Origin of the sequence: Pantoea dispersa (assembly GCF_014155765.1) — a bacterium.
GTDB classification, from domain to species: domain Bacteria; phylum Pseudomonadota; class Gammaproteobacteria; order Enterobacterales; family Enterobacteriaceae; genus Pantoea; species Pantoea dispersa.
Genome location: NZ_SCKT01000001.1, coordinates 737,540 through 758,072, shown reverse-complemented (window position 1 = coordinate 758,072; position 20,533 = coordinate 737,540). Strand labels below are relative to the sequence as shown.

The following is a 20,533-nucleotide window of genomic DNA, read 5'->3' as shown; positions in this document are numbered from 1 at the left end:
GTGGTTTCATGCCGCTTAACCGGCTACCACGACCAGTTTCTGGTTAGCAAACTCCTTCAGCCCGAGATCGGACAGTTCACGGCCATAGCCGGAACGCTTCACGCCGCCGAACGGCAGCTCAGCCGCAGTATCGCTCTGCGAATTGATAAACACCATGCCGGTCTCAATCTGCGAAGCCATGTTGCGCCCGCGCGCAATGTCCCGCGTCCACACGGAACCGCCCAAACCGTAGTGCGAATCGTTAGCCAGCGCCACGGCAGCACGGTCGTCCGCCACCACATACACCTGCGCCACCGGGCCGAAAAACTCCTGATAGTAAGCCGGGTTATCCGGCGTCAGGCCGGTCAGGATGGTTGGCTGGTAGTAGCAGCCGACGCCGTCGATTACGCGTCCGCCGCATTCCACGCGTGCGCCATGCGCCACCGCCTCGTCCACCTGTTTCACCAGCCGGTCACGTGCATCCTGTGACGACAGCGGCCCCAGCGTGGTTTTTTCATCTAATGGATCGCCAGGCGTCGCGGATTTCAGCGCCGCGCTAAACTTAGCCATAAAGCTTTCAGCAATCTTTTCATGCAGAATAAAGCGCTTGGCCGCAGTACATACCTGACCGCAGTTGCTGAGCCGCGCCTGCGCCCCCTGGCGCACCGCTTCATCAATATCGGCATCGTCCAGTACCACAAACACATCGTTACCACCCAGCTCGAGCGTGGATTTTTTCAGGTGCTTACCGGCCTGCTCAGCCACCGCGCTGCCGGCGCGCTCTGAACCGGTGAGCGCCACACCCTGCACGCGCGGATCGGCAATCAGATCGGCCACCTGCTGGTTAGAGATAAACAGATTGGTCCACGCGCCCTGCGGCGCGCCGGCTTCCAGCACCAGCTTTTCAAACACGTCGGCACAGTGCGGCACAATGTTGGCATGTTTTGCCAGCACCGGATTGCCCAGTGCCAGGTTCGGTGCCAGCACGCGCATCAGTTGATAATACGGGAAATTCCACGGCTCGACGGCCACCACCACGCCAATCGGATGGTATTCGAGCCACGCATCACCAACATCGCTGGGATAGGGCTGTGCCTGCAACAGCCTTGCCGCGTGTTCGGCATAATAGCGCGCGATGCTGGCGCAGATTTTCACTTCGCCGCGGCTCTGGCCAATCAGTTTACCCATCTCTTTGCTGGCAATGGTGGCCAGCTCTTCGCTGCGCTGGTCGATCAACTCTGCCAGGCGCAGCAGCACCTGCAGACGCGGCTGAATATCGCCTTTGCTCCACGGCGAATGGTAGAGCGCATCGGCGGTGTGCAGCGCCTGCTGCGCGTAGCTGTCATCGTGTGATGGCCAGGTTTTCAGCAGCTGATTATTGGCCGGATTAATGCTTTGATAGGCTGACATAAAGGCTCCCTGACGGCTAAAAATGAGAAGGCGGGACATGCCCGCCTGTGCTTCAGATGTTTTTGCGTTCGACCGGCTTATCGTCCCACGTCAGGACGTCCTGGTCGGTTTTCTCAAACGCGCGGAATAACACCTCATCGCTGCCTTGCTGGCGCCAGATCTCTTCGGCAAGCCGTTCGTCATAATTCGCCACTTCGAAAATTGCTTCAGCGATTTCCGGTGAGGTGTGACGTAAGGTCGCCCATTCGCCCACGTGGTGAGCTTTAAACTGTTCTGTTGCCATAACTCTCTCCTGTTGGGAATTTATCCTTTCAGTTTTACCGCCAGACCGGCGACGTATTGGCCCTGATAACGGGCAATTTCCAGTTCTTCCGCCGAGGGCTGGCGCGATCCATCACCGCCCGCCAGCGTGGTTGCGCCATATGGCGTACCGCCACGCACCTGCGAAATATCAAACAACTCTTTGGTGCCGTAGCCGATGGGCACAATCACCATGCCGTGATGTGCGAGGGTGGTCCACACCGAGGTAATGGTCTGCTCCTGACCGCCGCCGGTGCCGGTAGACGCAAACACGCTGGCAATCTTGCCGTACAGCGCGCCAGAGGCCCACAGGCCGCCGGTGCGGTCCCAGAAATTACGCATCTGACCGGACATGTTGCCGAAGCGCGTCGGGGTGCCGACGATGATGGCATCGTACTGCGGCAGATCGTCCGGTTTGGCTTCCGCCGCCGGCTGGTTAACCTTCCCGCCGACCTGAGCAAACCGTTCGGCATCCATACTTTCCGGCACGCGCAGAATGGTGACTTCGGCACCGCTCACGCTCTTCGCACCGTCCGCCACCGCGTTAGCCATGGTTTCGATATGTCCATACATGGAGTAATAAAGCACCAGAATTCTGGCCTTACCACGCACCTCGTCAGTCATGTTATCCTCCAGCCAGTTACTTTGTTAAAGGAAAGCGTAGCACATGAAATTGCTTGTCTCTTATGTCAGGTGGAGTACCAAAGCCCAAGACTCGGGTGACAGTCTGCGTCGTCAGAACGATATGATCGATGCGTTTTATCGTAAGCACAGCGACGAGTATTTCATGCAAGCAACGCACCGCTATGTTGATAAAGGGAAGTCTGGCTTTCACCAGAAACACAAGGCTGACGGGGGCGAATTCAAACGAATGCTTGATAACGTGCTCTCTGGTGACATTCCTGCTGGCAGTCTTATTGTCATGGAAAACTTTGATCGTGCATCCCGTGCAGACATCGACAGCGCGATTGATGACATTCGGCAGATTCTTAGAAAGGGTGTTGAAATTCTGACCTTAGGTGACAATGAACGATACGATAAATCATCCCTTTCTGATCCAATCAGACTCATCAAACACATTCTGATTGCTGAACGTGCTCACCAAGAGTCAGTAGTGAAACAAGAGCGCACTACAGCTGTTTGGAAAGGGAAGACTGCTAAGGCAATCGAGACAGGCTTACCGATGGGCAGACAAACCCCCGGCTGGATTGAACTCAGCCCCGACAGACAATCGTTCGTCGTTATCGAGCCTAAAGCTGACATCGTCAGGCTGATCTTCAAATTGCGCTTAGCTGGTCATAGCATGTTCGCTATCTGTAAGCATCTTAATGAAAACGGTATCGAAACCATCAATGACCGCAAGGCTCGTATATCAAAAACGTTCAAACCTGGTGGCGGTGGTTGGTCTGCTGTATCTGTTAAATGCCTTCTAACCTCACGCAGCGTGCTTGGGTATCTTCCTGCAAAGATCAGCACTGAAGATCGCAAGATAATCCTTCGTGATGAGATAGCTGATTACTATCCACGCATCATCGACGATCAGACTTTTAATGCTGTTCAGACACTTCTTGAAAAGGGAGGAAAGGGGAGACTGGCAGCAGGTGACCACTGGCTATACGTTAATATCTTCAGGACAATGCTTCGTTGTAAATGTGGTCTGACTATGTCGCCTTCTGGCATCCGTAAACCTGTTTATCAGGGAACTTATCGCTGCAATGGGATGCATGAAGGTCGATGTGATTATGGTTCAGTGTCACGCAAAAAGCTGGATACCGAACTTTGTACCCGTCTATTCAGTAAACTGTCACAGCTTTATGACAGCAACATTGACCAGAGCAAGATAATCGAAATACAGCGTAGGCTTCAGACTGTTGATAGAGAACTTCAGACACTCACTGAGACGTTATTATAGTTACCCACTATCACACAGATACGTGATGCACTTGCTGAAAAGCAGAAGGAAAAAGAATCGCTCCAGGCTGAACTCAGACGCGAAACGATGCGTATTCAGTCAGTGTCTGACCTCGACCTGTCAAAACTTGATTTGGAGAGTTCAGAAGGCAGGACAAAGGCGCATGTAATCATCAAAAAGATGGTACGAGAAATTATTGTAGATGGTCGCGCTAAGCTGGTAGACGTGCGTCTTCACAATGGGAACGTAATCCGAGGGTTTTCTCTGGAAGGTGAACGAGACTTTACTCTGACCTTCGAACAAGCTACTGACGATACACCTGATCATGATTTCATTGCAGTGATGGGGCAGGACTTTCCTAAAGTGCTCCCGGCGGAAGAGTTCGAGAACGGAAACCAAACCGATCACAGTGACTGGCCTAAAGTCGAACCTGACTATCCAAATACACAAGATTAGAAACTTATAAGCTGTTCTGAACAGCCGTAGACTTAAAGCCTGACATTATCAATCGAGGCTTTCTGGCCTCAAAGAGCGATTATCACAGACTAAAATCTAAAGGATTAAATAAGGTTATTATGGAAGGTCGAAGTTTGCGCACTGTAACTTGAGATTCTTCCAGAAGTCTGCTCCTTATTGAAGAATCATCTGAAGGTGAGTAAATCTCTTTGTGTATTGCGTTGTAAATCTTTAAAAGTCCGAAGCCTGCTTCCTGATGCTTTAATCCTAACAGCTCGGAACTCAGGAGAGACAGTTCATTTACCCTTTCAGTATTGTGAAAGTAATTACCTTTTGGGCCAAGTGTATCGATGGTTCTTATGATACGTAACGCTTCTTTCTTCAAGTTGGAAAAGGCTACTCCCTTTGAGACTACTATGCCCATATAGCCACCAGTGATTAAACTCATCAAAAGGTTGACCAAAAAATCTGACATCTATTTCTCTCCTGTGTAACTCATGTTGATTACGTATTGTCCTTTCTTATCACAGATTATAAGATAAACAAGCGTTTATCATGAGATGAGGTTAAGGATGAATCGTCGTGTAGCTGAAACTAAGCAAGAAGTACGTTCTCTGTATCTAAACTGGCCCGAAAGACGTCAGCAGAATCCAGGGAAAAGCATGTTGTTCCAGGCATACCTACGTCAGCAAAATGGTTTCTCATATATGCAATTTGGTCGAGAGGGAATGCATCAGGCTGTGACGAGTTGGGTTGATGAGTGGGATCGCTTTTACAATTGAGGTTATAGATGGGTATCACATTAGCCAGTGCAGCAACCGCCGTTGGCATCATAGACAAAGCTGTAAATATCACTAAAAAACTTTCTGATAACAGTCCAGAGCTTGACAAAGCTACGCTCAAACTTGAGTTAGCAAACTTGATGGTCGAATTGGCGAGCGTGAAGATGGAAGTAATCTCACTTCAGGCACTGGTATTTGATGCGGAGCAGAAGAACAAAGAGCTTGAAGAAAAGCTCAGAGACAAAGACACCTTTACCTTCAAATCCGGTGTGTATTGGAAAGATGGCGATGATACGGCCTTTTGCCCTAAATGTTGGGAAAACGATGGTAAAAAGATTCATTTACTTGCACGTACGCATCAGTACGCTGGCTTAGGGCATAGTATTGAGAAACCGAACTGGAATTGCCGTGTATGTAAAACCTCCTTTGACAGGGTGTATGAATCGCCACGGATAATATAGACACTTCTGAGCCGTTGATAATATAGGTTTTCATATTCAGCCGGTGGCATCTGCTCGCTCGAACCATGCCGACGCTTACTGTTATAAAACATTTCGATATAATCAAAAATATCGCTTCTGGCTTCGTCTCTCGTTCCGTAGATCCTTTTCTTAATTCGTTCGCGTTTCAGCAACTGGAAAAAGCTTTCCGCAACCGCGTTGTCATGGCAGTTACCGCGACGACTCATGCTGCCTTTCAGACCGTGTGATTTCAGGAACGACTGCCACTCATGGCTCGTGTACTGACTGCCCTGATCAGAGTGAACCAGTACCTGCTTTTGAGGATTACGCCTCCGCACCGCCATAAGTAATGCGTTCAGGACAATCTCTTTTGTCATGCGGGGTTGCATTGATCAGCCGATAACTTTTCGTGAGAACAGGTCAACCACCACGGCCAGATACAGCCAGCCTTCGTGGGTTCGGATGTAGGTTATGTCCGTCACTCAACGCTCATCCGGTGAGTCCGGATTGAACTGCCGCTGGAGCCTGTTGGGTGTCACGATGCTGGCTTCGCCTTTACGTGCCCGTGGGCTACGGTACCCAACATGAGCTTTTATTCCGGCACGCTTCATCAGCCGCCAGACCCGATTCACTCCGCACTGCTGTCCGGTATCACGCAGATCGAGATGGATCTTGCGATAACCATAGACGCAGCCAGACTCAAGCCAGAACTGTTTGATCTGCCCGGTCAGCATCTGGTCTGTCTGGTGACGCTGTGAATGTGGCTGCTGAAGCCAGAAATAAAATCCACTCGGATGGACATCCAGAACCCGACAGAGCAGACGAACAGGCCAGCAACGACGGTTGTCGCGAATAAAGGCGTACTTCAGTCGGACAGCTTTGCGAAGTACGCCGCGGCTTTTTTTAATATGTCCCGTTCGTCTGTCACCCGCTTCAACTCTTTCTGAAGACGGCGGATCTCGGCCTGAGCATCTGAGTGTTCATTATTAGTGGAAGAATTCGGACCGTACTTCTTTATCCAGGCGTAAAGACTGTGAGTGGTGATATCAAGACGTGTTGCAACACTGGAAACAGAATGACCACGATCAACAACCTGTTTGACTGCTTCAATTTTAAACTCTTCAGGATAACGCTTACCGCTCATGGGCACCTCTCTTTAAGTCATCTTAAATGACTCTGAGGTGTCTGTTAAACCTGTGGCGATTCATACATGTATATTTATGAGACTAACTTTTGAGACAGGATCTATCACATGTCAGTAATCGGATACGCTCGTGTATCAACAAACGAACAGACCATCGCAAACCAGCAACAGCAAATTTCTGAAGCTGGTTACCAGGTAACAAAGTGGTTCAGTGATTCCGCTGTATCGGGTGGTGTTAAGGCGTCAGAGCGTCATGGGTTCAGTGACCTTCTGAAATATGTTCGTGAAGGGGATACACTTATCGTTGTCGCCATTGACCGTCTTGGACGTAACACAATCGACGTGCTGTCCACAGTTGAACTTCTACAGGCTAAGGGCGTTAAGGTCATCAGTCTTCGTGAAGGCTTCGACCTGTCTACCCCGGTCGGGAAAGCCATGCTGACCATGATGGCTGGACTTGCATCACTGGAAAAGGATCTGATTGCAGAGCGTAGGACAGCAGGCATTAAGCGTGCTCAGTCAGAAGGTGTTCACTGTGGCAGGCCAATTAAAGCCACTGGAGAGCAGGTTGAACAGTTGGTTAAGGCTGGCATGTCACCAAAAGACATCATGTCTCAACTGAACATAAGCAAGGCAACTTTTTACCGCCTCAGGCAACAGGCGACATCGTGACAGGTTAATCCACAGCGGGTCTGTAGAGGCCCACGCTGTTCAGAACCCTTCTCAGAAGCTCTCACAGCGCATCTGTGCAGATATTTCAGGGTCCCTCTGCGATAGAAAGGTAACGCTAAGCTCTCAGCCTCTAAGTGCCTCGATTTAGACTCCACAGATATTTTATTCAGACCCTCCCCACACCCCCTGTTAATTCATCCCCCAATTTTTCAGAAGAAAAAAATTAAAAAAGGCCTACCTGCAATGTCTACCAAAATCTCCCAATCAGAAATTGATTACAACCGTCGCCTATCAGAAGAAGATCGTCAGCGTGAGATCCTAAGACAGCGTGCATTCCGGGATGTAAAAGCAACTGCTGACTACTTCCGCACACAACCAGTCGAGCCAGGTTATTTCTACCAGAACTCAGATGGTAACAAGGTAGGTATCAGCAGCCTGCCAATATCACTTTACTAAAGAGCTAATCAGCCTCTGTTTTTAACAACACAGCCCCAAGTAGCAAAATCTTGTATTGCATCTGTCACTTTGTCAGACATTGATGGCATTTGCTCACCCATCTTTTGTCCCATTAGGTAACCGTAGTCTGAACATTTGTTCAGATCACCAATAGGTGCGTTTTCCGCAATAACACTCTTCAATTCATTTATCTGGTCACGTGTCATGCCTATCTCCTGCGCCATTACACGCGCAGCCTTTTCTTGCAATTCTGCTGGACCTTCGCCAAAAGCATGTGCAGCACCTGTGAACAAAATTGCTGATGCCAAAATAACTATGATTTTTCTCACTGCTGTTTCCTTTTTGTAGGTTTCCACAGTTTTTGATATCGGCATGTTGCCACGATACATTAGCCATTTTTATGGGTGTTTGTGTTATTAAAATATTGACAATATGTTACAATAATGTTAATATTTAAGGGTAGTCCTTCCTGATGCTTCATCTATAGCGCGGTGTCTTAACCGCCTATCTCAAAATATCCCCAGCCAGATTCGCAAAGATGCCTTTCAGCAGTCATCTCAACTAAATCCTGTCAGCTCCCGTTTCTCCAGCGGCCTCGTAGCGATAGGTGCAAAACTGTTTTCCCGTACCTTTGCGGGGATGCGGCGATAAGCAGCTTTGCGAATAATGGTTCTCTAAGTCGCTAACCCGATCATCAGGTTAACAATAATTTTTTATCTAACCCTATAAGGTATCCCCGCAATGATCCCTGCACTTGTACTCACTTTTACCGTTATCGCCGCCTATAGACTCGACACAGCCTGGAGGCAACATCATGAACAATAACCTTATCCAGTGGCGTGACCCTGAAGACCTGTCAAAAGGTTTCATTATCGACCTTGAGAACGGTTCAGCCGCACAAGTTTTTAGTGGAATCTACATGCGCCCTGAAGAACTCATCTCAGCCTTCGCTGATTGCTTCCTGCTCATGCGTTTTACTCCAGAAGAAGCTGACTCTCTGGCCCATCAGACTTACGAATAAACACGCAGCCAACTTGACGCAATGATCGACCGCCTGCGAGCCACACCCTACGTAAGAATCCCTGCAACGCACCATATTCAATGAGATTTCGATAATGACCGATACACTACAAACAGCAGATGACCAGAAGTCACCGGAACTGCTCCAAAAAGAAGCTCATGTAAAAGCTCTTGCTTCTATTGCACAAGCAGAACAAGAACCTACACCAGTTGATGTTGTTTCTTTCCGTTCAGAATGGGATGCAGGCACAGGCAGGATGAAGCTTGTACCTGTGACACAGGCAGACACTGACGACACCATTGCCGACAAGTTACAGGCTGAAGCAGAATTGTTTAACGCTATGCAACGCGAGGCACAGCAGCGGGACGCTGAAGACCACCAGCAAAGCTTTGATCAGCTTTTCCCTTCTGAGCAGCGTTTAAGAGTTGAGGAATACTTTACGCCAATCATCAAAAAGCTGACGGCAGACCATATCGCAGCTTGTGATGCAGTATCAGATTTCGAAGCTGATGAACTGCGTTACCGTGCACAGATTCAATCTAAATGGGCCTACGAACTGAGACACACTGAGATCAAAACCATGTTCGCCGCAGGGGAGTATCATTTTAATACAATGCTGAAAGATGGCCTCTACAACATCGAAGGTTATCGTCTGGCAGAGCGTCGATCCAATGGTGGCTTGTCATCAACGCTTGTCTTTTTACCTCATGGTGTGGTCAACGTTATGGCATATGCTGATTCAGACGAGGCGAAACAGTTTTCGAAGGTCGAATACGACCGGAAGCTACAGCGCCTTATTCAGAAATGTAAAAATGCTGCCGTCGCTCTCACTCAAGCTAAACAAAAAGCTCGGGATGCTTTGGCCACTATTCCAACGTTTGAAGATCTCATCTCTGAAGCCGTAAAACGTGCGAAAAAGTAACCTCACAATCAAGACCACTTTGTAAAGCTCACGTATCGCACGTGGGCTTTTTTTATAAGGCCCACATAATGTCGAATCAAATCACAGTGGACAGTTTCGTTATCGAAATGTCCTTACAGTAGACAGTTCTGAAGGGGCTAAGACGCCTCGAAAAGCAGATCCTGCCCGTAGCCAAAAGAATCGAAAAGGATCTTGACCGAGTCTTTTCCAAAAACCGCGCAAAGTTGATGGAGCCAACGTTCAAAGCACTTGAAAAGCGTGCTGCCCTTGCTGGACGTAACATCAACAAAGCTCTGACTGATTCTTTCCGTATCAGAGGCGCGGACAGTGGCCTTTTTACCCGCTATCAGAGGGAAGGGCAGAACGCTGCTCGTGAAGTCGGTCGAGCAATCCGTGATGCATACCGTGTGCGCGGTTCTTTGAATCCGCCTTTACCGCCGCTCCCTCGTCCTGGTCAGCCAAGTTCAAGAGCTAACCTTCGTCAGGTAATTGAAGATGCCCACCAGCGCCAGCTAACATCGGGCTTTTACGGTCAGATGCAACTTCGTGATTCAAATCGCGCAGCAGAATACCGTTCTCGTCTCGAACGTCTCCGCATGGAGCACACTGCATCGCAAGACATGCGTGGATTCAGAAACAGTATTCGATCCCTCAACTATGAGTTTGCACAGGGGCAACGTTTAGCATCACAGCAGCGTGCAACAGCCCGTCTACAGGCTCTCGAAGCATCTAACGCTGGGGTAGGGTTATCACGTCTTGCAGAAGGCACTACAGGCTTAATTGGTGGCTTCTTTGCACTCAACAGAGCACTGTCATCACTACAGGAAACAATCACTATCGGCGGCAAGTTCCAGCAGGCCCACACGATGGGCGTTGTAGCCTATGGTGATGAAGCCGAAAATACACGCATGACACAGAAAGCTGACACCATCAGTCGCGGTTATGGCCTTGATCCACTACTGACCAGAGAACAGATGGCACAGATGCGCATGACGATGCCTGACAACTTTTCCAACGATAAGATTGCTGAACTGTTCGAAAATGAGTCTGTGTTCGCGCATACAACAGGCATGAGTCCAGATGCTGTTGGACGCCTTAACTATGCTTTCCAGCAGATCGCCACCAGCGCACATCTTATGGGACAGGACTTCTTACAGGTGGTCAACGCCAGTCCTGCACTGATCAAAGGTCTCCAGAAACTGCACGGATTCACGAACAGCAGCCAACTCAAGGAATACTATAAAACTGTTCCCGGTAGTGCATTCGTCTCAGACAGCCTCAAAGTGATGAAGCCCACTGAGCAACAGAAGACTATGGCGCAGGAAAACATTATTGCTGCACAGGGCAGGTTAGCTGGTTCGATGATGTTTGCTAAGCGTGACTTTTTCGACTCGATGGAGCGCCCTATTATTCGTCTGTTCAAAACGCTTACCGAGTCGGCAGACAATCTTGGAATCACTCTGACACCCGTATCTAAAGCGGTAGGGTACTTCGCTGATCGTCTGTCAGACATTGGAGAGAACGCCAATACAGCCGCAATGAATCTGGCTGGTTATTCATCACTCGCTTCAGAGCGCTGGAGCAACTTCTATTCGAGTCTGGACAAATCCACGCAGCAGAACCTGACCAAGCTATCGGGTGTGTTTAACGAGTGGTTTGACGTTCTGATCGCTGTGGTCGCTGGTAAGCTCGCTCTGGCTGGTATCTCGAAATTCGGTAAGATGACGGGTATCGGGACAGGTGAGATCATGTCAGCAGCAGGACGCACGTTCGGTATCGCAGCCGCTGTTGTGATGGGTAAAGAACTCGGTGATCTGCTGTTTGATAAATTCATCCCAGAGTTCCAGAAGTTCGCCCATGACAAATGGGGCTGGGGCGGTAAAGATGGCACTGAGACCACTCATGACGGTAACGCTATCAAAGATTCATGGGTAGACAAGGGCTGGTCATGGATCGATAGCATGTATGATCGTATAAAGTCTGCACCTGTACCTAACAACGGTGTCCCAATGCTGTCGCCAAACATGCTCCAGAATCAGGCAGCATTGTTAGCACACAGACCCATCCAGTTTGCCCCTCTGCGAATCGAGGTTGTTTCCAATGGACAGCTTAACGTGACCATGCCAGACGGAACGATGCAACGTGTAGCGCTGGATACCTACAACCAACAACATGAACTCCAGATGATGTCTGCAACTGGCCTCGCTGGTTCATGGCAATCAACGGGGAACAACGTTGGCTGGAACCCTTCGCTTCTGAAAAGAAAATGATTTTTTGCTCTCATAGCTTCATAGCGACGAGAGCTTTTTTACGCCCTAATACTCAACCAAGTCTTATCAAAATTCACAAGGCAGACAGGAATGAACACCTTACTCGACGATTATGCAAACGACTTAGATCCAGCACTCATAGTTAGTTTCAGAGATCACGTTAACAGCAGTGATCATTTCGTGTGTAAGTATTTCCGAGCAAAAGAGGGTAAAAATCTCTGGAATGCAATATGCAGTGCTATGGATTGGATTTCTGTCTCTGTTAGATACATAAATAACTACCCTGAAATGTCCGATGAAATCGATGTTAAAGCTATGCAAATCTATTCTTTGATATCATCAATAGACATACTCAACGAAAGCATCCAATTACTACATCGAGTGATTTTCGATGATAGTAAGGCAAAATTATGGCCTTTTAAAGATGTTCAGAGCATTTTCAAAAACAAAGTCAGCGATTTTCAAAATTTTGATGACGACAAATATTTCAAACAAATTCGAGCAGTGTTTGGTGCTCATCCAACTGATCTAAGAGGCGGAAACCAGTTACGTATGTTCGCCAGTTGGCCTTTTGAACACTCGTTGAAAGGCGAAGATTTCGCAGTCAGTATTTACAGTTCAGCACCTGACCAAGATGATATCCACTTTGGTATTTACATAGAGGAAATCCTTGCGTATGCAAGTGAACGTTACCAGTATCTTTTGCAACTCAGCGACAAAATCACAAATATCCTTAATGATTATTGCTCATTACTTGCCGATCAGATGATACCTGATAGCTCTGACATTCATGACGAAATAGAAATTTTGACTGAGGAGTCTGAAAAGAGGTTTGACAGTGATTACTACCACGGTCTCCTATGGAGCTTGAAAAAATTATTTTCAGCGAAAATTACCGAAAGTCATCTTTTGGACGAGGAAAAATTGTTCAAAAATGCTCTCTTACCAATGCTACAGGCTATAAGAAGTAATCTACAGCGGATGGAAATAGTCGATCTCGATTGCGATGATCTTCTTCCAACACGATTACCAGATCGCTCTTTGAGCTACGAGCTTGGAAAGTTTTTCAGCATGGTATCAAGTGAAAGGTATGATCCTTTGTTCGAGATGTATATCAATAATTTCAATAAATATAGCAAAAATAGGTACAATTTCAATAATTTAGAATCGTTAGAAATTACCTACCTCAAAGTTAAGATGATGATCTATTCCAAAAATAAGCGACAAGCTAACCTTTAAAAACACACTGGCTCATAAAAGAGACACTAATCTTATTGTGAGTTTTTTATATTAAAATCAATGAGTTTCTTTGTTCTTGTTTAGCTAAGTAAGATGACCAGAATTTTTGCCATCGTGTTTTCATCCTGTGGTGTAAGGAACAGAAAGAAGTATAGAAGAGGCTGCGCGCTATGCTGGTCAGCCATTGAACAGTCACGGAGATCGCGCTGCGACTTCTGCCGCTAACCGCTTGTTTTTCAGCTGAATATCTCGCCATAAAAACGATGCTAAGCGGTTTATCTGTTGCAAAGTATGAATATGTGCCTGATTGTGCGCATCCATTGGCTATGCTTTAAGCGGGTGTGGCGAGATATTACGCACCTGACCTGACACTGTTTGCGCAGTGAAATGTCTTCACCACCTATGCTCAATACCTGGAGGAAATGATGGCTCAACATCGTGGAGGATCAGGCAACTTCGCGGAAGATCGCGAAAGGGCCGCGGAAGCGGGTCGAAAAGGCGGTAAAAACAGCGGCGGGAATTTCAGAAATGATCCGCAGCGTGCTGCCGAAGCAGGTGAAAAGGGGGGACGCAGCCGCGCGAAAAAATAGTGCGTCTGTGACGGTATCCCCGGCCGCCGGGTACGCCCGGCGGTTACAATGATTGCAATTTGCCCGGCTAATCAGCAAAAATGTGCGCCAGTCCTCTATTCTGGTGCGTTATGTCTGCTTCCACTTCCCGCCTCAGCCTGCGTATTACGCGTCAGGAGCTGGTACTTATTTTTATCACTATGGTCTGGGGTGGCACCTTTCTGGTGGTGCATCGCGCCATGGCGCATTCGGGGCCGTTCTTTTTTGTCGGGCTGCGTTTCGCTACCGCCTCGCTGCTGCTGGCCTTTTTCTTTCGCCGCTATTTGCGTCACATTACCTGGCTGGAAATCAAAGCGGGTGCGCTGATTGGCGTGGCGATTGCCGGCGGTTACGGATTGCAAACCTGGGGTATGCAAACCATTTCCAGCAGCCAGTCGGCGTTTCTGACGGCACTTTACGTGCCGGTGGTGCCGCTGTTGCAATGGCTGTTTCTGCGCCGGCCGCCGGGCCTGATGGCGTGGCTGGGCATTTTGCTGGCGTTCACCGGTCTGGTGCTGGTGGCGGGTCCGCAGGATGGCAGCCTGACGCTGAATGCCGGTGAGATCGCCACGCTGCTCAGCACCCTCGCCATTGCCGCCGAGATCATTCTTATCAGCCGCTACGCCGGGCAGGTCGATGTGCGCCGCGTGACGCTGGTACAGCTGCTGGTGGCTTCGGCCTGCGCCTTCGTGCTGATGCTGCCCAACGGCGAATCTTTACCCACGCTATCGGCACCGCTGCTGTTTAGCGCGCTGGGCCTCGGCGCGGCCAGCGCGCTGATTCAGGTCACCATGAACTGGGCGCAGCGCAGCGTCTCGCCGACGCGCGCCACAGTGATTTATGCCGGCGAGCCGGTGTGGGCCGGTGTGGTCGGACGCATTGCCGGCGAACGGTTACCGGCCGCGGCGCTGCTGGGCGGCGCACTGATTGTCTGCGGGGTGATTGTCAGTGAACTGCGCCTGCGGCGCAAAAAAGCGGTGCCGGAGCAGGCACCGCAGAAGCCTTAAGGCTGCGGGCGCGCCGCCGGCTGGGTCAGCGCGGCACCGCGTCGCTGCAGAATTGCGTTGAGGATGATGGCACCGAAGGTGGCCGTGCCGATGCCGCCGAGGGTAAAGCTGCCGATCTTCAGCGCAAAATCCCCGGCGCCGAGCACCAGCGTGGTGGCCACCATAATCAGATTGCTGTTCTGGCTAAAATCGACGTGGTTCTGCACCCAGATGCGCGCGCCCGCCACGGCGATTAAGCCAAACACCACAATTGAAGCGCCGCCAATCACCGGGCCGGGAATGGTGTGGATGAGCGCGCCGAACTTAGGCGAAAAGCCCAGCACCAGCGCAATCAGCGCCGCAGCGACAAACGCCAGCGTGGAGTAGACTTTGGTCACCGCCATCACGCCAATGTTTTCGGCATAGGTGGTGACGCCGCTGCCGCCGATGGAACCAGACAGCATGGTTGCCAGGCCGTCGCCGACGAACGCGCGTCCCATCCACGGATCGAGATTACGCCCGGTCATGCCCGCCACCGCTTTAATATGGCCGAGGTTCTCTGCCACCAGAATAATCGCCACCGGTGCGATCATCACGATTGCCTGCATATCAAATACTGGCGCGGTGGTGTGCGGCAGACCAAACCACGCGGCGCTGGCCACGCGGCTGAAATCCACCGGCTTGCCGAAGCCCATCACGTTGGTCAGCAGAGCGTACAGTGCCCAGGCGACAATCAGTCCGACCAGAATCAGCAGCCGCTGCACCATGCCGCGGGTGAACACCGCCACCAGCCCGATGCACAGCACCGTCATCACCGCCATCCAGCTATCAAACATCGAGGCGGAGACGCTGTGCACCGCAATCGGTGCCAGGTTAAGGCCGATGGCCATCACTACCGCACCGGTTACCACCGGTGGCATCAACCGTTCAATCCAGCCGGTACCCACTTTCATCACCACCAGGCCAATCAGCGTGTAGAGCGCGCCGCAGGCAATAACGCCGCCCAGCGCCAGCGCCAGGTTGGGATTGAGCCCCTGACCGTTGAAGCCGGTAATGGCGATCACCACGCCGACAAACGCGGCGCTCGATCCGAGATAACTCGGCACGCGACCACCGGTAATGACAAAGAACAGCAGGGTGCCGATACCGGAAACCAGAATCGCCAGGTTGGGATCCAGCCCCATCAGCAGCGGCATCAGCACCGTTGCGCCAAACATTGCTACCGCATGCTGCAGGCCCAGCACGAACGTCTGCCCGAGTGGCAGGGTTTCGTCCGGGGCAATCAGCCCGTTATCGCTCATGGCTGACTTTTTCTGCCAGCGGGGGAACCAGGAACTCGCCATCGTCTTCTCCAGGGTAGTGGTCGAACCGGGCCGCACGGTGCGGCGTTAGCGGGCGTCCTGCCGTGAAAGGGCATGGTAGCGACGGTCAAACCACATCAGACCGGGCTGGGCATCATGGCGCTCCAGCGCCATCACGTTGCAAAACAGAATGTCGTGTGTCGCCACGCTGACGACCTGCGAGATGGTGCAGTCGAACGCCATCAGCGCCCCCTGCAGCAGCGGTGCGCCGCTGCGCTGCGTGTGCCAGCGGGCGGCGGCGAAACGTTCGGTCATCGGGGTTTTGCCGCCAAACAGCGTCGACAATGACTCCTGTCCGGCGGCCAGCGTGTTCACGCACAGCACGCCATTATCGCGGAAGAGGGGCCACACCGACGCGTTGCGATTGAGGCAAACCAGCAGCGTCGGCGGCGTATCACTGACGCTGCACACCGCGGTGGCGGTAAAACCGGCGCGTCCGGCGGGACCGTCAGTGGTGATGATATTGACCGCCGCGCCCAGGCCGGACATGGCATCGCGGAAAGCCTGCTGGCTCACTTCGGGCAGCAGGGGCAGTTCATGTACGCTCATCATCGGCTCCGTGATTAGCTGGCGCGGCGAGCCGGCGTGGCGGTGTCCGCCAGCCAGCGCAGTAGCAGCGCATTAAAGTTGTCGGCATCGGTCACGCTCATGGCATGGCCGCCCCACGGCATCTCAATCAGGCTGCCGTTGGGCAGCGCCTGCGCCAGCTGCGGCGAGCAGCTCCACGGCACCAGCAGGTCATCCTGACTGCATATCGCCAGCACCGGCTGGGTGATTCGCGAGGCGTGCGGACGGAAATCGGCCGATTTCAGCGCGTGCAGACGCCGCAGCAGGTTCTCCATGCCCTGGAAATGCGCCACGTGATGCACATCCTCCGCGCTGATGCGCGACTGATGGCGTGCCAGCCATTCGGCCGGATAAAGAAACAGCGGCTGCGCGCGCACAAACGCTTCAACACCAACGTTGAGCAGCAGATCCTGGCGCACCTGGAAGCAGCGCTCGGTGTGGGCATCCAGCGCCAGCCAGCCGTTAATCACCACCACGCGTCCCACGCGCTGCGGATAATCGAGCGCCAGCTGCAGGCCAATCAGCCCGCCAAGCGCATGGCCCACGATGTCATACTGTTCGATGCCGTGCTCCGCCAGCGCGTCGGCCAGTTCCGCTGCCATCATCGCCATGCTGTAACCTTCCGGCAGCGTATCGGGGCTGCGACCGGTGCCGCGCTGATCGTAGGTCACCACGCGATAGTGCGGCGTCAGTGCCGCCAGCTGCGGTTGCCAGAAAGCGGCCACGCCGCCCAGCCCGGACGACAGTACCAGCGTCGGCGCGTCGGGCGCGCTTAATCCCTGAATGTCCAGATGCATTACGCCTCCTGCCGGCCAATGTGTGCCACGCTGGCGATTTCAATCAGCGCATCGGGTTTCACCAGACCGCACTGAATACAGAAGCGCGCCGGTTTGTCGCCGGGGAAATAGTCGGCATATACCTGGTTTACCGCCGCGTAGTTGCTCCAGTCGGTGATGAAAATCGAGTTGAAAGTGACGTCCTGCAGGCTGCCACCGGCGGTCTCGATCACTTTTTTGATGGTTTCCAGCACGTGGCGGGTTTGCGCCGCCGCATCCCCGACGTGCACCACGTTGTTGTCGGCATCGAACGGCAGCGTACCGGAAACGTACACCACGCCATCGGCTAAGGTGCCGGGTACAAACGGAGCGATCGGCGTCGTGGTGCCGGGAGGAATAATCACTGTTTTAGGCATGACTCAGAGTCCTTATTATTAAGCGTGCAGGTGAAACGGCGGTTATGACTTCAGCGCCTCGCAGAAGGTGTCGGTATCGCTGACCCAGCCAAAAAAGGTTTCAATGTTGAACAGCGCCGCCTGCTGAGCAAACGACGGTCCGGCCTGATGGGTGGCATCAGCCAGCACCACGCCGAAATACTCGAGGAAAAAGCCGTCGCGCAGCGTCGATTCCACGCAGACGTTGGTGGCAATGCCGGTAAACACCAGATGACGAATACCGCGGCTGCGCAGCATGCTGTCGAGCGGCGTGTTGAAAAAGCCGCTGTAGCGCGGTTTGGGCAGCACAATATCGCCGGCTTGTGGCACCAGTTCATCCACCAGCGCATAATCCCAGCCGCCTTTTGCCAGCAGCGTGCCTTGCAGCTCCGGCCGCTGACGCATGGTTTTCAGCGCGTTGGATTTATGGAAATTAGGCGAACCGGCGTCACCGGCTTCGACATACTGATTATCCCAGCCGTTCTGGAACCAGATGATCTGCATTCCCGCCGCGCGGGCGGCGGTGACCGCCTGATGAATCCGGGCGATAACCGGCTGGGTAGCGGAGACATCAAACCCGGCCAGATCGAGATAGCCGCCCTGGCTGGCGTAGGCGTTCTGCATATCCACCACAATCAGTGCGCTTTGCGCCGGCGGCAGGGCGATGGCTTCCGGGCGCGCCGGCAGAGTCACTGCAGGCTGGCTGCTGCTGTGGGCACAAACGACGGTATTCATTATGCAACCTCCTTGTGGGCGTCAATCAGCGCGCGGCGGCACGCCATCAGCGGCTGGATACGTTCACCAAAATCTTCAATGCCCTGCAGGAAATCATCAAAGGTCAGCAGCACGCCTTCGGTGCCTTCCACCAGCGCCACTTCATCCAGCATGCGCGCCACGCTGGCATAGGAACCGACCAGTGTGCCCATATTGATGTTGACGGCAGAGGTCGGATCGGCCATCTGGCGCACATTGGTGTCACTGCCGGATTTGGTGTCCTGCTGGCTCTGCGTGGTGAGCCAGGCGAGGGCTTCCTCGTCTGCGCCGGCTTTGTAGTGTTCCCATTTGGCGCGCGCGGCTTCGTCGCTTTCGGCGGCGATAATCATAAACAGCACGTAGGAACCGACGTCGCGCCCGGTTTTGTCCGCGGCCTGTTTCATGCGTGCGGCGGTGGGTGCAAAGGCGGTCGGGGTATTGACGCCCTTGCCGAAGCAGAAGTTGTAATCAGCGTATTGCGCCGAAAAGGCCATGCCGGCATCACTTTGCCCGGCGCAAATCACCTTCATCGGCTTCTGCGGCTGCGGACTGACGCGACAGTCGTTCATGGTGAAGAACTCACCTTTGAAGTCGCTCTGGCCAGTGCCCCACAGGTCGCGCAGCACCGTGACGTACTCCGTCAGGTAGTTGTAGCGGCTGGCAAAATATTCATCGCCCGGCCACAGCCCCATCTGCTCATACTCCGGCTTCTGCCAGCCGGTCACCAGATTGACGCCGAAGCGGCCGCCCGAGATGGAGTCGATGGTGGCGGCCATGCGCGCCACGATGGCGGGCGGCAGCGTCAGGGTGGCGGCGGTGGCGTAGATTTCAATGCGTGAGGTCACCGCGGCCAGCCCGGCCATCAGGGTGAAGGACTCCAGGTTGTGGTCCCAGAATTCGGTTTTGCCGCCGAAGCCGCGCAGCTTAATCATCGACAGGGCAAAGTCGAAGTGATAGTGCTCAGCCTTGAGCACAATCGCTTTGTTGAGCTCAAAGGTCGGCTTGTATTGCGGGGCATGTGTGGAGATGAGCCAGCCATTGTTGCCAATCGGAACGAAAACGCCAATTTTCATGTGAAACCTCTCTGCATTGAACATGGATTGCTTCACGCGCTGCGTTGCTTCCTGCACGCATCCTGCGGGCGGCGCTCGATCACAAAATTGCAAAGCCTGTGCCACAATTTTAAAAGTGATACATAACAATCAGTTAAAATTGGCGACGTAATGAATCCTGAGTGACTGGTCCAAAACAGACCATCTGGTCAAAACAAATTGCACGTTTTTCATGCGTCACCTGAGCGAAAAAGGTGCAGGGCACAGCATTAGGCAGGAAACAGGGCGTTTGTTATGATGCGATTTCGCAGGATGGAAGAGGTAACAGTGTGAAAAGCGATGAAAAAAAGCCAGGACGCCGATCGCGGGCCGTTGCGGCGAAACGGGCAGCTATTCTGGAAGCGGCATTGGCCTTCTTCTCGCAGTTTGGCATTCACGGCACCAGTCTGGATAAAGTGGCTGAGCGCGCGGACGTCTCAAAAACCAACCTGCTGTACTACTATCCGTCAAAAGAAGTGCTGTATGTGGCGGTACTGAAAGAGATTCTTGATGTGTGGCTGGCGCCGCTGCGTGCGCTGCGTCATGACCAGGATCCGCTGGTGGCCATCCGCAACTATATTCGTCTCAAGCTGGAAGTGTCGCGTGACCATCCGCAGGCATCGCGCCTGTTCTGTCTGGAGATGCTGCAGGGCGCGCCGCTGCTGAAGGGCGAGCTGGCGGGGGATTTAAAAGCGCTGGTGGATGACAAAGCGGCGATTATCGAACAGTGGATCGCCGAAGGGCGTATTGCCGGCGTGCAGCCGCAGCATCTGTTCTTTCTGCTATGGGCGACCACGCAGCACTACGCTGATTTCGCGTCCCAGGTGGAAGCCATCACCGGCCAGACGCTAAACGATGCGGAATTTTTTGCCCAGACGCTGGATAACGTTCAGCGCATGATTATTGAAGGGATCCGCGTGCGCTGATCCCCGT

General features: G+C 52.4%; 23 protein-coding genes and 1 pseudogene. 12 read left to right on the top strand and 12 right to left on the bottom strand.

Annotated features, from left to right (window positions below; genetic code table 11):
* Window positions 1-15: 15 nt before the first annotated feature.
* From H7K56_RS03695 to wrbA, 3 genes are read right to left on the bottom strand one after another with little or no spacing between them, the layout of a single operon-like run.
* Window positions 16-1,389, bottom strand: a complete 1,374-nt coding sequence (locus tag H7K56_RS03695; protein ID WP_150360652.1) for an NAD-dependent succinate-semialdehyde dehydrogenase — start codon at window positions 1,387-1,389, stop codon at window positions 16-18.
* A 52-nt stretch (window positions 1,390-1,441) separates the two neighbouring features.
* The gene (locus H7K56_RS03690; RefSeq protein ID WP_021508292.1) at window positions 1,442-1,672 is read right to left on the bottom strand and encodes a YccJ family protein; all 231 of its coding nucleotides are present in this window, start codon (window positions 1,670-1,672) and stop codon (window positions 1,442-1,444) included.
* A gap of 20 nt (window positions 1,673-1,692) precedes the next feature.
* On the bottom strand, window positions 1,693-2,313 hold the full coding sequence (gene wrbA, locus H7K56_RS03685; RefSeq protein WP_150360653.1) for an NAD(P)H:quinone oxidoreductase: 621 nt from the start codon (window positions 2,311-2,313) through the stop codon (window positions 1,693-1,695).
* A 43-nt stretch (window positions 2,314-2,356) separates the two neighbouring features.
* Between wrbA and H7K56_RS03680 the strand changes: the two genes are divergently transcribed.
* Both H7K56_RS03680 and H7K56_RS23285 read left to right on the top strand, forming a co-directional pair.
* A complete protein-coding gene (locus tag H7K56_RS03680) occupies window positions 2,357-3,601 on the top strand; it encodes a recombinase family protein (protein ID WP_249042716.1) in 1,245 nt (414 codons plus the stop codon).
* Between the two features lie 87 nt (window positions 3,602-3,688).
* On the top strand, window positions 3,689-4,057 hold the full coding sequence (locus H7K56_RS23285) for a hypothetical protein (RefSeq protein ID WP_259395338.1): 369 nt from the start codon (window positions 3,689-3,691) through the stop codon (window positions 4,055-4,057).
* An 82-nt stretch (window positions 4,058-4,139) separates the two neighbouring features.
* Here the strand turns inward: H7K56_RS23285 and H7K56_RS03675 are convergent, their stop codons facing one another.
* Window positions 4,140-4,532, bottom strand: coding sequence for a hypothetical protein (locus tag H7K56_RS03675; protein ID WP_150360654.1), 393 nt, complete (start codon window positions 4,530-4,532; stop codon window positions 4,140-4,142).
* 315 nt (window positions 4,533-4,847) lie between these two features.
* Here H7K56_RS03675 and H7K56_RS03670 point away from each other — a divergent pair, with 315 nt between their 5' ends.
* Window positions 4,848-5,300, top strand: coding sequence for a hypothetical protein (locus H7K56_RS03670; RefSeq protein ID WP_150360655.1), 453 nt, complete (start codon window positions 4,848-4,850; stop codon window positions 5,298-5,300).
* Here the strand turns inward: H7K56_RS03670 and H7K56_RS03665 are convergent.
* A pseudogene (locus H7K56_RS03665) lies at window positions 5,300-6,444 on the bottom strand (IS3 family transposase); the annotation flags it as partial. The gene H7K56_RS03670 and the pseudogene H7K56_RS03665 overlap by 1 nt on opposite strands.
* 108 nt (window positions 6,445-6,552) lie before the next feature.
* On the opposite strand from H7K56_RS03665, the gene H7K56_RS03660 reads away from it, so the two are divergent.
* Together H7K56_RS03660 and H7K56_RS03655 are read left to right on the top strand one after the other, a co-directional pair.
* On the top strand, window positions 6,553-7,116 hold the full coding sequence (locus tag H7K56_RS03660) for a recombinase family protein (protein WP_150360656.1): 564 nt from the start codon (window positions 6,553-6,555) through the stop codon (window positions 7,114-7,116).
* A 243-nt stretch (window positions 7,117-7,359) separates the two neighbouring features.
* Window positions 7,360-7,572, top strand: a complete 213-nt coding sequence (locus tag H7K56_RS03655) for a hypothetical protein (RefSeq protein ID WP_150360657.1) — start codon at window positions 7,360-7,362, stop codon at window positions 7,570-7,572.
* Between the two features lie 8 nt (window positions 7,573-7,580).
* Here H7K56_RS03655 and H7K56_RS03650 read toward each other — a convergent pair whose 3' ends face one another.
* A complete protein-coding gene (locus tag H7K56_RS03650) occupies window positions 7,581-7,901 on the bottom strand; it encodes a hypothetical protein (RefSeq protein WP_150360658.1) in 321 nt (106 codons plus the stop codon).
* 485 nt (window positions 7,902-8,386) lie between these two features.
* On the opposite strand from H7K56_RS03650, the gene H7K56_RS03645 reads away from it, so the two are divergent.
* From H7K56_RS03645 to H7K56_RS03620, 6 genes are all read left to right on the top strand, one after another.
* A complete protein-coding gene (locus H7K56_RS03645) occupies window positions 8,387-8,593 on the top strand; it encodes a hypothetical protein (RefSeq protein WP_150360659.1) in 207 nt (68 codons plus the stop codon).
* Between the two features lie 94 nt (window positions 8,594-8,687).
* Window positions 8,688-9,515, top strand: a complete 828-nt coding sequence (locus H7K56_RS03640; RefSeq protein ID WP_150360660.1) for a hypothetical protein — start codon at window positions 8,688-8,690, stop codon at window positions 9,513-9,515.
* Between the two features lie 227 nt (window positions 9,516-9,742).
* Entirely contained in the window at window positions 9,743-11,785 is a 2,043-nt protein-coding gene (locus H7K56_RS03635) for a hypothetical protein (protein WP_150360661.1), read from the top strand.
* A 90-nt stretch (window positions 11,786-11,875) separates the two neighbouring features.
* Window positions 11,876-13,024 (top strand): hypothetical protein, encoded by a 1,149-nt coding sequence (locus H7K56_RS03630; RefSeq protein WP_150360662.1) that lies wholly within the window; start codon window positions 11,876-11,878, stop codon window positions 13,022-13,024.
* 425 nt (window positions 13,025-13,449) lie between these two features.
* The gene (locus tag H7K56_RS03625; RefSeq protein ID WP_010616548.1) at window positions 13,450-13,614 is read left to right on the top strand and encodes a con-10 family general stress protein; all 165 of its coding nucleotides are present in this window, start codon (window positions 13,450-13,452) and stop codon (window positions 13,612-13,614) included.
* Window positions 13,615-13,724: 110 nt separating this feature from the next.
* Window positions 13,725-14,639: a DMT family transporter gene (locus H7K56_RS03620; protein WP_021508290.1), complete on the top strand. Its 915-nt coding sequence runs from the start codon at window positions 13,725-13,727 to the stop codon at window positions 14,637-14,639.
* Here H7K56_RS03620 and rutG read toward each other — a convergent pair.
* Genes rutG through rutA form a run of 6 tightly spaced genes read right to left on the bottom strand, consistent with a single transcriptional unit; the run spans window position 14,636 to window position 19,582 of the window.
* The gene (gene rutG / locus H7K56_RS03615) at window positions 14,636-15,961 is read right to left on the bottom strand and encodes a pyrimidine utilization transport protein G (protein WP_021508289.1); all 1,326 of its coding nucleotides are present in this window, start codon (window positions 15,959-15,961) and stop codon (window positions 14,636-14,638) included. The genes H7K56_RS03620 and rutG overlap by 4 nt on opposite strands.
* A 45-nt stretch (window positions 15,962-16,006) precedes the next feature.
* Window positions 16,007-16,528: an NADH-dependent FMN reductase RutF gene (gene rutF / locus H7K56_RS03610; protein ID WP_058780788.1), complete on the bottom strand. Its 522-nt coding sequence runs from the start codon at window positions 16,526-16,528 to the stop codon at window positions 16,007-16,009.
* Between the two features lie 14 nt (window positions 16,529-16,542).
* Window positions 16,543-17,343 carry a pyrimidine utilization protein D gene (gene rutD / locus H7K56_RS03605; protein ID WP_021508287.1) on the bottom strand — a complete coding sequence of 267 codons (801 nt, stop codon included), beginning with the start codon at window positions 17,341-17,343 and terminating at the stop codon, window positions 16,543-16,545.
* Window positions 17,343-17,738, bottom strand: coding sequence for a pyrimidine utilization protein C (rutC, locus tag H7K56_RS03600; protein ID WP_021508286.1), 396 nt, complete (start codon window positions 17,736-17,738; stop codon window positions 17,343-17,345). The genes rutD and rutC overlap by 1 nt, the downstream gene beginning before the upstream one ends.
* A 42-nt stretch (window positions 17,739-17,780) precedes the next feature.
* Complete coding sequence (rutB, locus tag H7K56_RS03595) at window positions 17,781-18,491, bottom strand: pyrimidine utilization protein B (RefSeq protein WP_059008915.1); 711 nt, start codon at window positions 18,489-18,491, stop codon at window positions 17,781-17,783.
* Window positions 18,491-19,582, bottom strand: a complete 1,092-nt coding sequence (rutA, locus tag H7K56_RS03590; RefSeq protein ID WP_058759710.1) for a pyrimidine utilization protein A — start codon at window positions 19,580-19,582, stop codon at window positions 18,491-18,493. The genes rutB and rutA overlap by 1 nt, the downstream gene beginning before the upstream one ends.
* Before the next feature lie 308 nt (window positions 19,583-19,890).
* Here rutA and rutR point away from each other — a divergent pair, with 308 nt between their 5' ends.
* Entirely contained in the window at window positions 19,891-20,526 is a 636-nt protein-coding gene (gene rutR, locus H7K56_RS03585; protein ID WP_031279844.1) for an HTH-type transcriptional regulator RutR, read from the top strand.
* The last annotated feature ends 7 nt before the right edge of the window (window positions 20,527-20,533 follow it).

What these genes read in the sequence shown, in the direction of transcription:
- H7K56_RS03695 (WP_150360652.1), bottom strand. Translation starts at nt 1,389, where the DNA reads ATGTCAGCCTATCAAAGCATTAATCCGGCCAATAATCAGCTGCTGAAA.
- H7K56_RS03690 (WP_021508292.1), bottom strand. Translation starts at nt 1,672, where the DNA reads ATGGCAACAGAACAGTTTAAAGCTCACCACGTGGGCGAATGGGCGACC.
- wrbA (WP_150360653.1), bottom strand. Translation starts at nt 2,313, where the DNA reads ATGACTGACGAGGTGCGTGGTAAGGCCAGAATTCTGGTGCTTTATTAC.
- H7K56_RS03680 (WP_249042716.1), top strand. Translation starts at nt 2,357, where the DNA reads ATGAAATTGCTTGTCTCTTATGTCAGGTGGAGTACCAAAGCCCAAGAC.
- H7K56_RS23285 (WP_259395338.1), top strand. Translation starts at nt 3,689, where the DNA reads ATGCGTATTCAGTCAGTGTCTGACCTCGACCTGTCAAAACTTGATTTG.
- H7K56_RS03675 (WP_150360654.1), bottom strand. Translation starts at nt 4,532, where the DNA reads ATGTCAGATTTTTTGGTCAACCTTTTGATGAGTTTAATCACTGGTGGC.
- H7K56_RS03670 (WP_150360655.1), top strand. Translation starts at nt 4,848, where the DNA reads ATGGGTATCACATTAGCCAGTGCAGCAACCGCCGTTGGCATCATAGAC.
- H7K56_RS03660 (WP_150360656.1), top strand. Translation starts at nt 6,553, where the DNA reads ATGTCAGTAATCGGATACGCTCGTGTATCAACAAACGAACAGACCATC.
- H7K56_RS03655 (WP_150360657.1), top strand. Translation starts at nt 7,360, where the DNA reads ATGTCTACCAAAATCTCCCAATCAGAAATTGATTACAACCGTCGCCTA.
- H7K56_RS03645 (WP_150360659.1), top strand. Translation starts at nt 8,387, where the DNA reads ATGAACAATAACCTTATCCAGTGGCGTGACCCTGAAGACCTGTCAAAA.
- H7K56_RS03640 (WP_150360660.1), top strand. Translation starts at nt 8,688, where the DNA reads ATGACCGATACACTACAAACAGCAGATGACCAGAAGTCACCGGAACTG.
- H7K56_RS03635 (WP_150360661.1), top strand. Translation starts at nt 9,743, where the DNA reads ATGGAGCCAACGTTCAAAGCACTTGAAAAGCGTGCTGCCCTTGCTGGA.
- H7K56_RS03630 (WP_150360662.1), top strand. Translation starts at nt 11,876, where the DNA reads ATGAACACCTTACTCGACGATTATGCAAACGACTTAGATCCAGCACTC.
- H7K56_RS03625 (WP_010616548.1), top strand. Translation starts at nt 13,450, where the DNA reads ATGGCTCAACATCGTGGAGGATCAGGCAACTTCGCGGAAGATCGCGAA.
- H7K56_RS03620 (WP_021508290.1), top strand. Translation starts at nt 13,725, where the DNA reads ATGTCTGCTTCCACTTCCCGCCTCAGCCTGCGTATTACGCGTCAGGAG.
- rutG (WP_021508289.1), bottom strand. Translation starts at nt 15,961, where the DNA reads ATGGCGAGTTCCTGGTTCCCCCGCTGGCAGAAAAAGTCAGCCATGAGC.
- rutF (WP_058780788.1), bottom strand. Translation starts at nt 16,528, where the DNA reads ATGAGCGTACATGAACTGCCCCTGCTGCCCGAAGTGAGCCAGCAGGCT.
- rutD (WP_021508287.1), bottom strand. Translation starts at nt 17,343, where the DNA reads ATGCATCTGGACATTCAGGGATTAAGCGCGCCCGACGCGCCGACGCTG.
- rutC (WP_021508286.1), bottom strand. Translation starts at nt 17,738, where the DNA reads ATGCCTAAAACAGTGATTATTCCTCCCGGCACCACGACGCCGATCGCT.
- rutB (WP_059008915.1), bottom strand. Translation starts at nt 18,491, where the DNA reads ATGAATACCGTCGTTTGTGCCCACAGCAGCAGCCAGCCTGCAGTGACT.
- rutA (WP_058759710.1), bottom strand. Translation starts at nt 19,582, where the DNA reads ATGAAAATTGGCGTTTTCGTTCCGATTGGCAACAATGGCTGGCTCATC.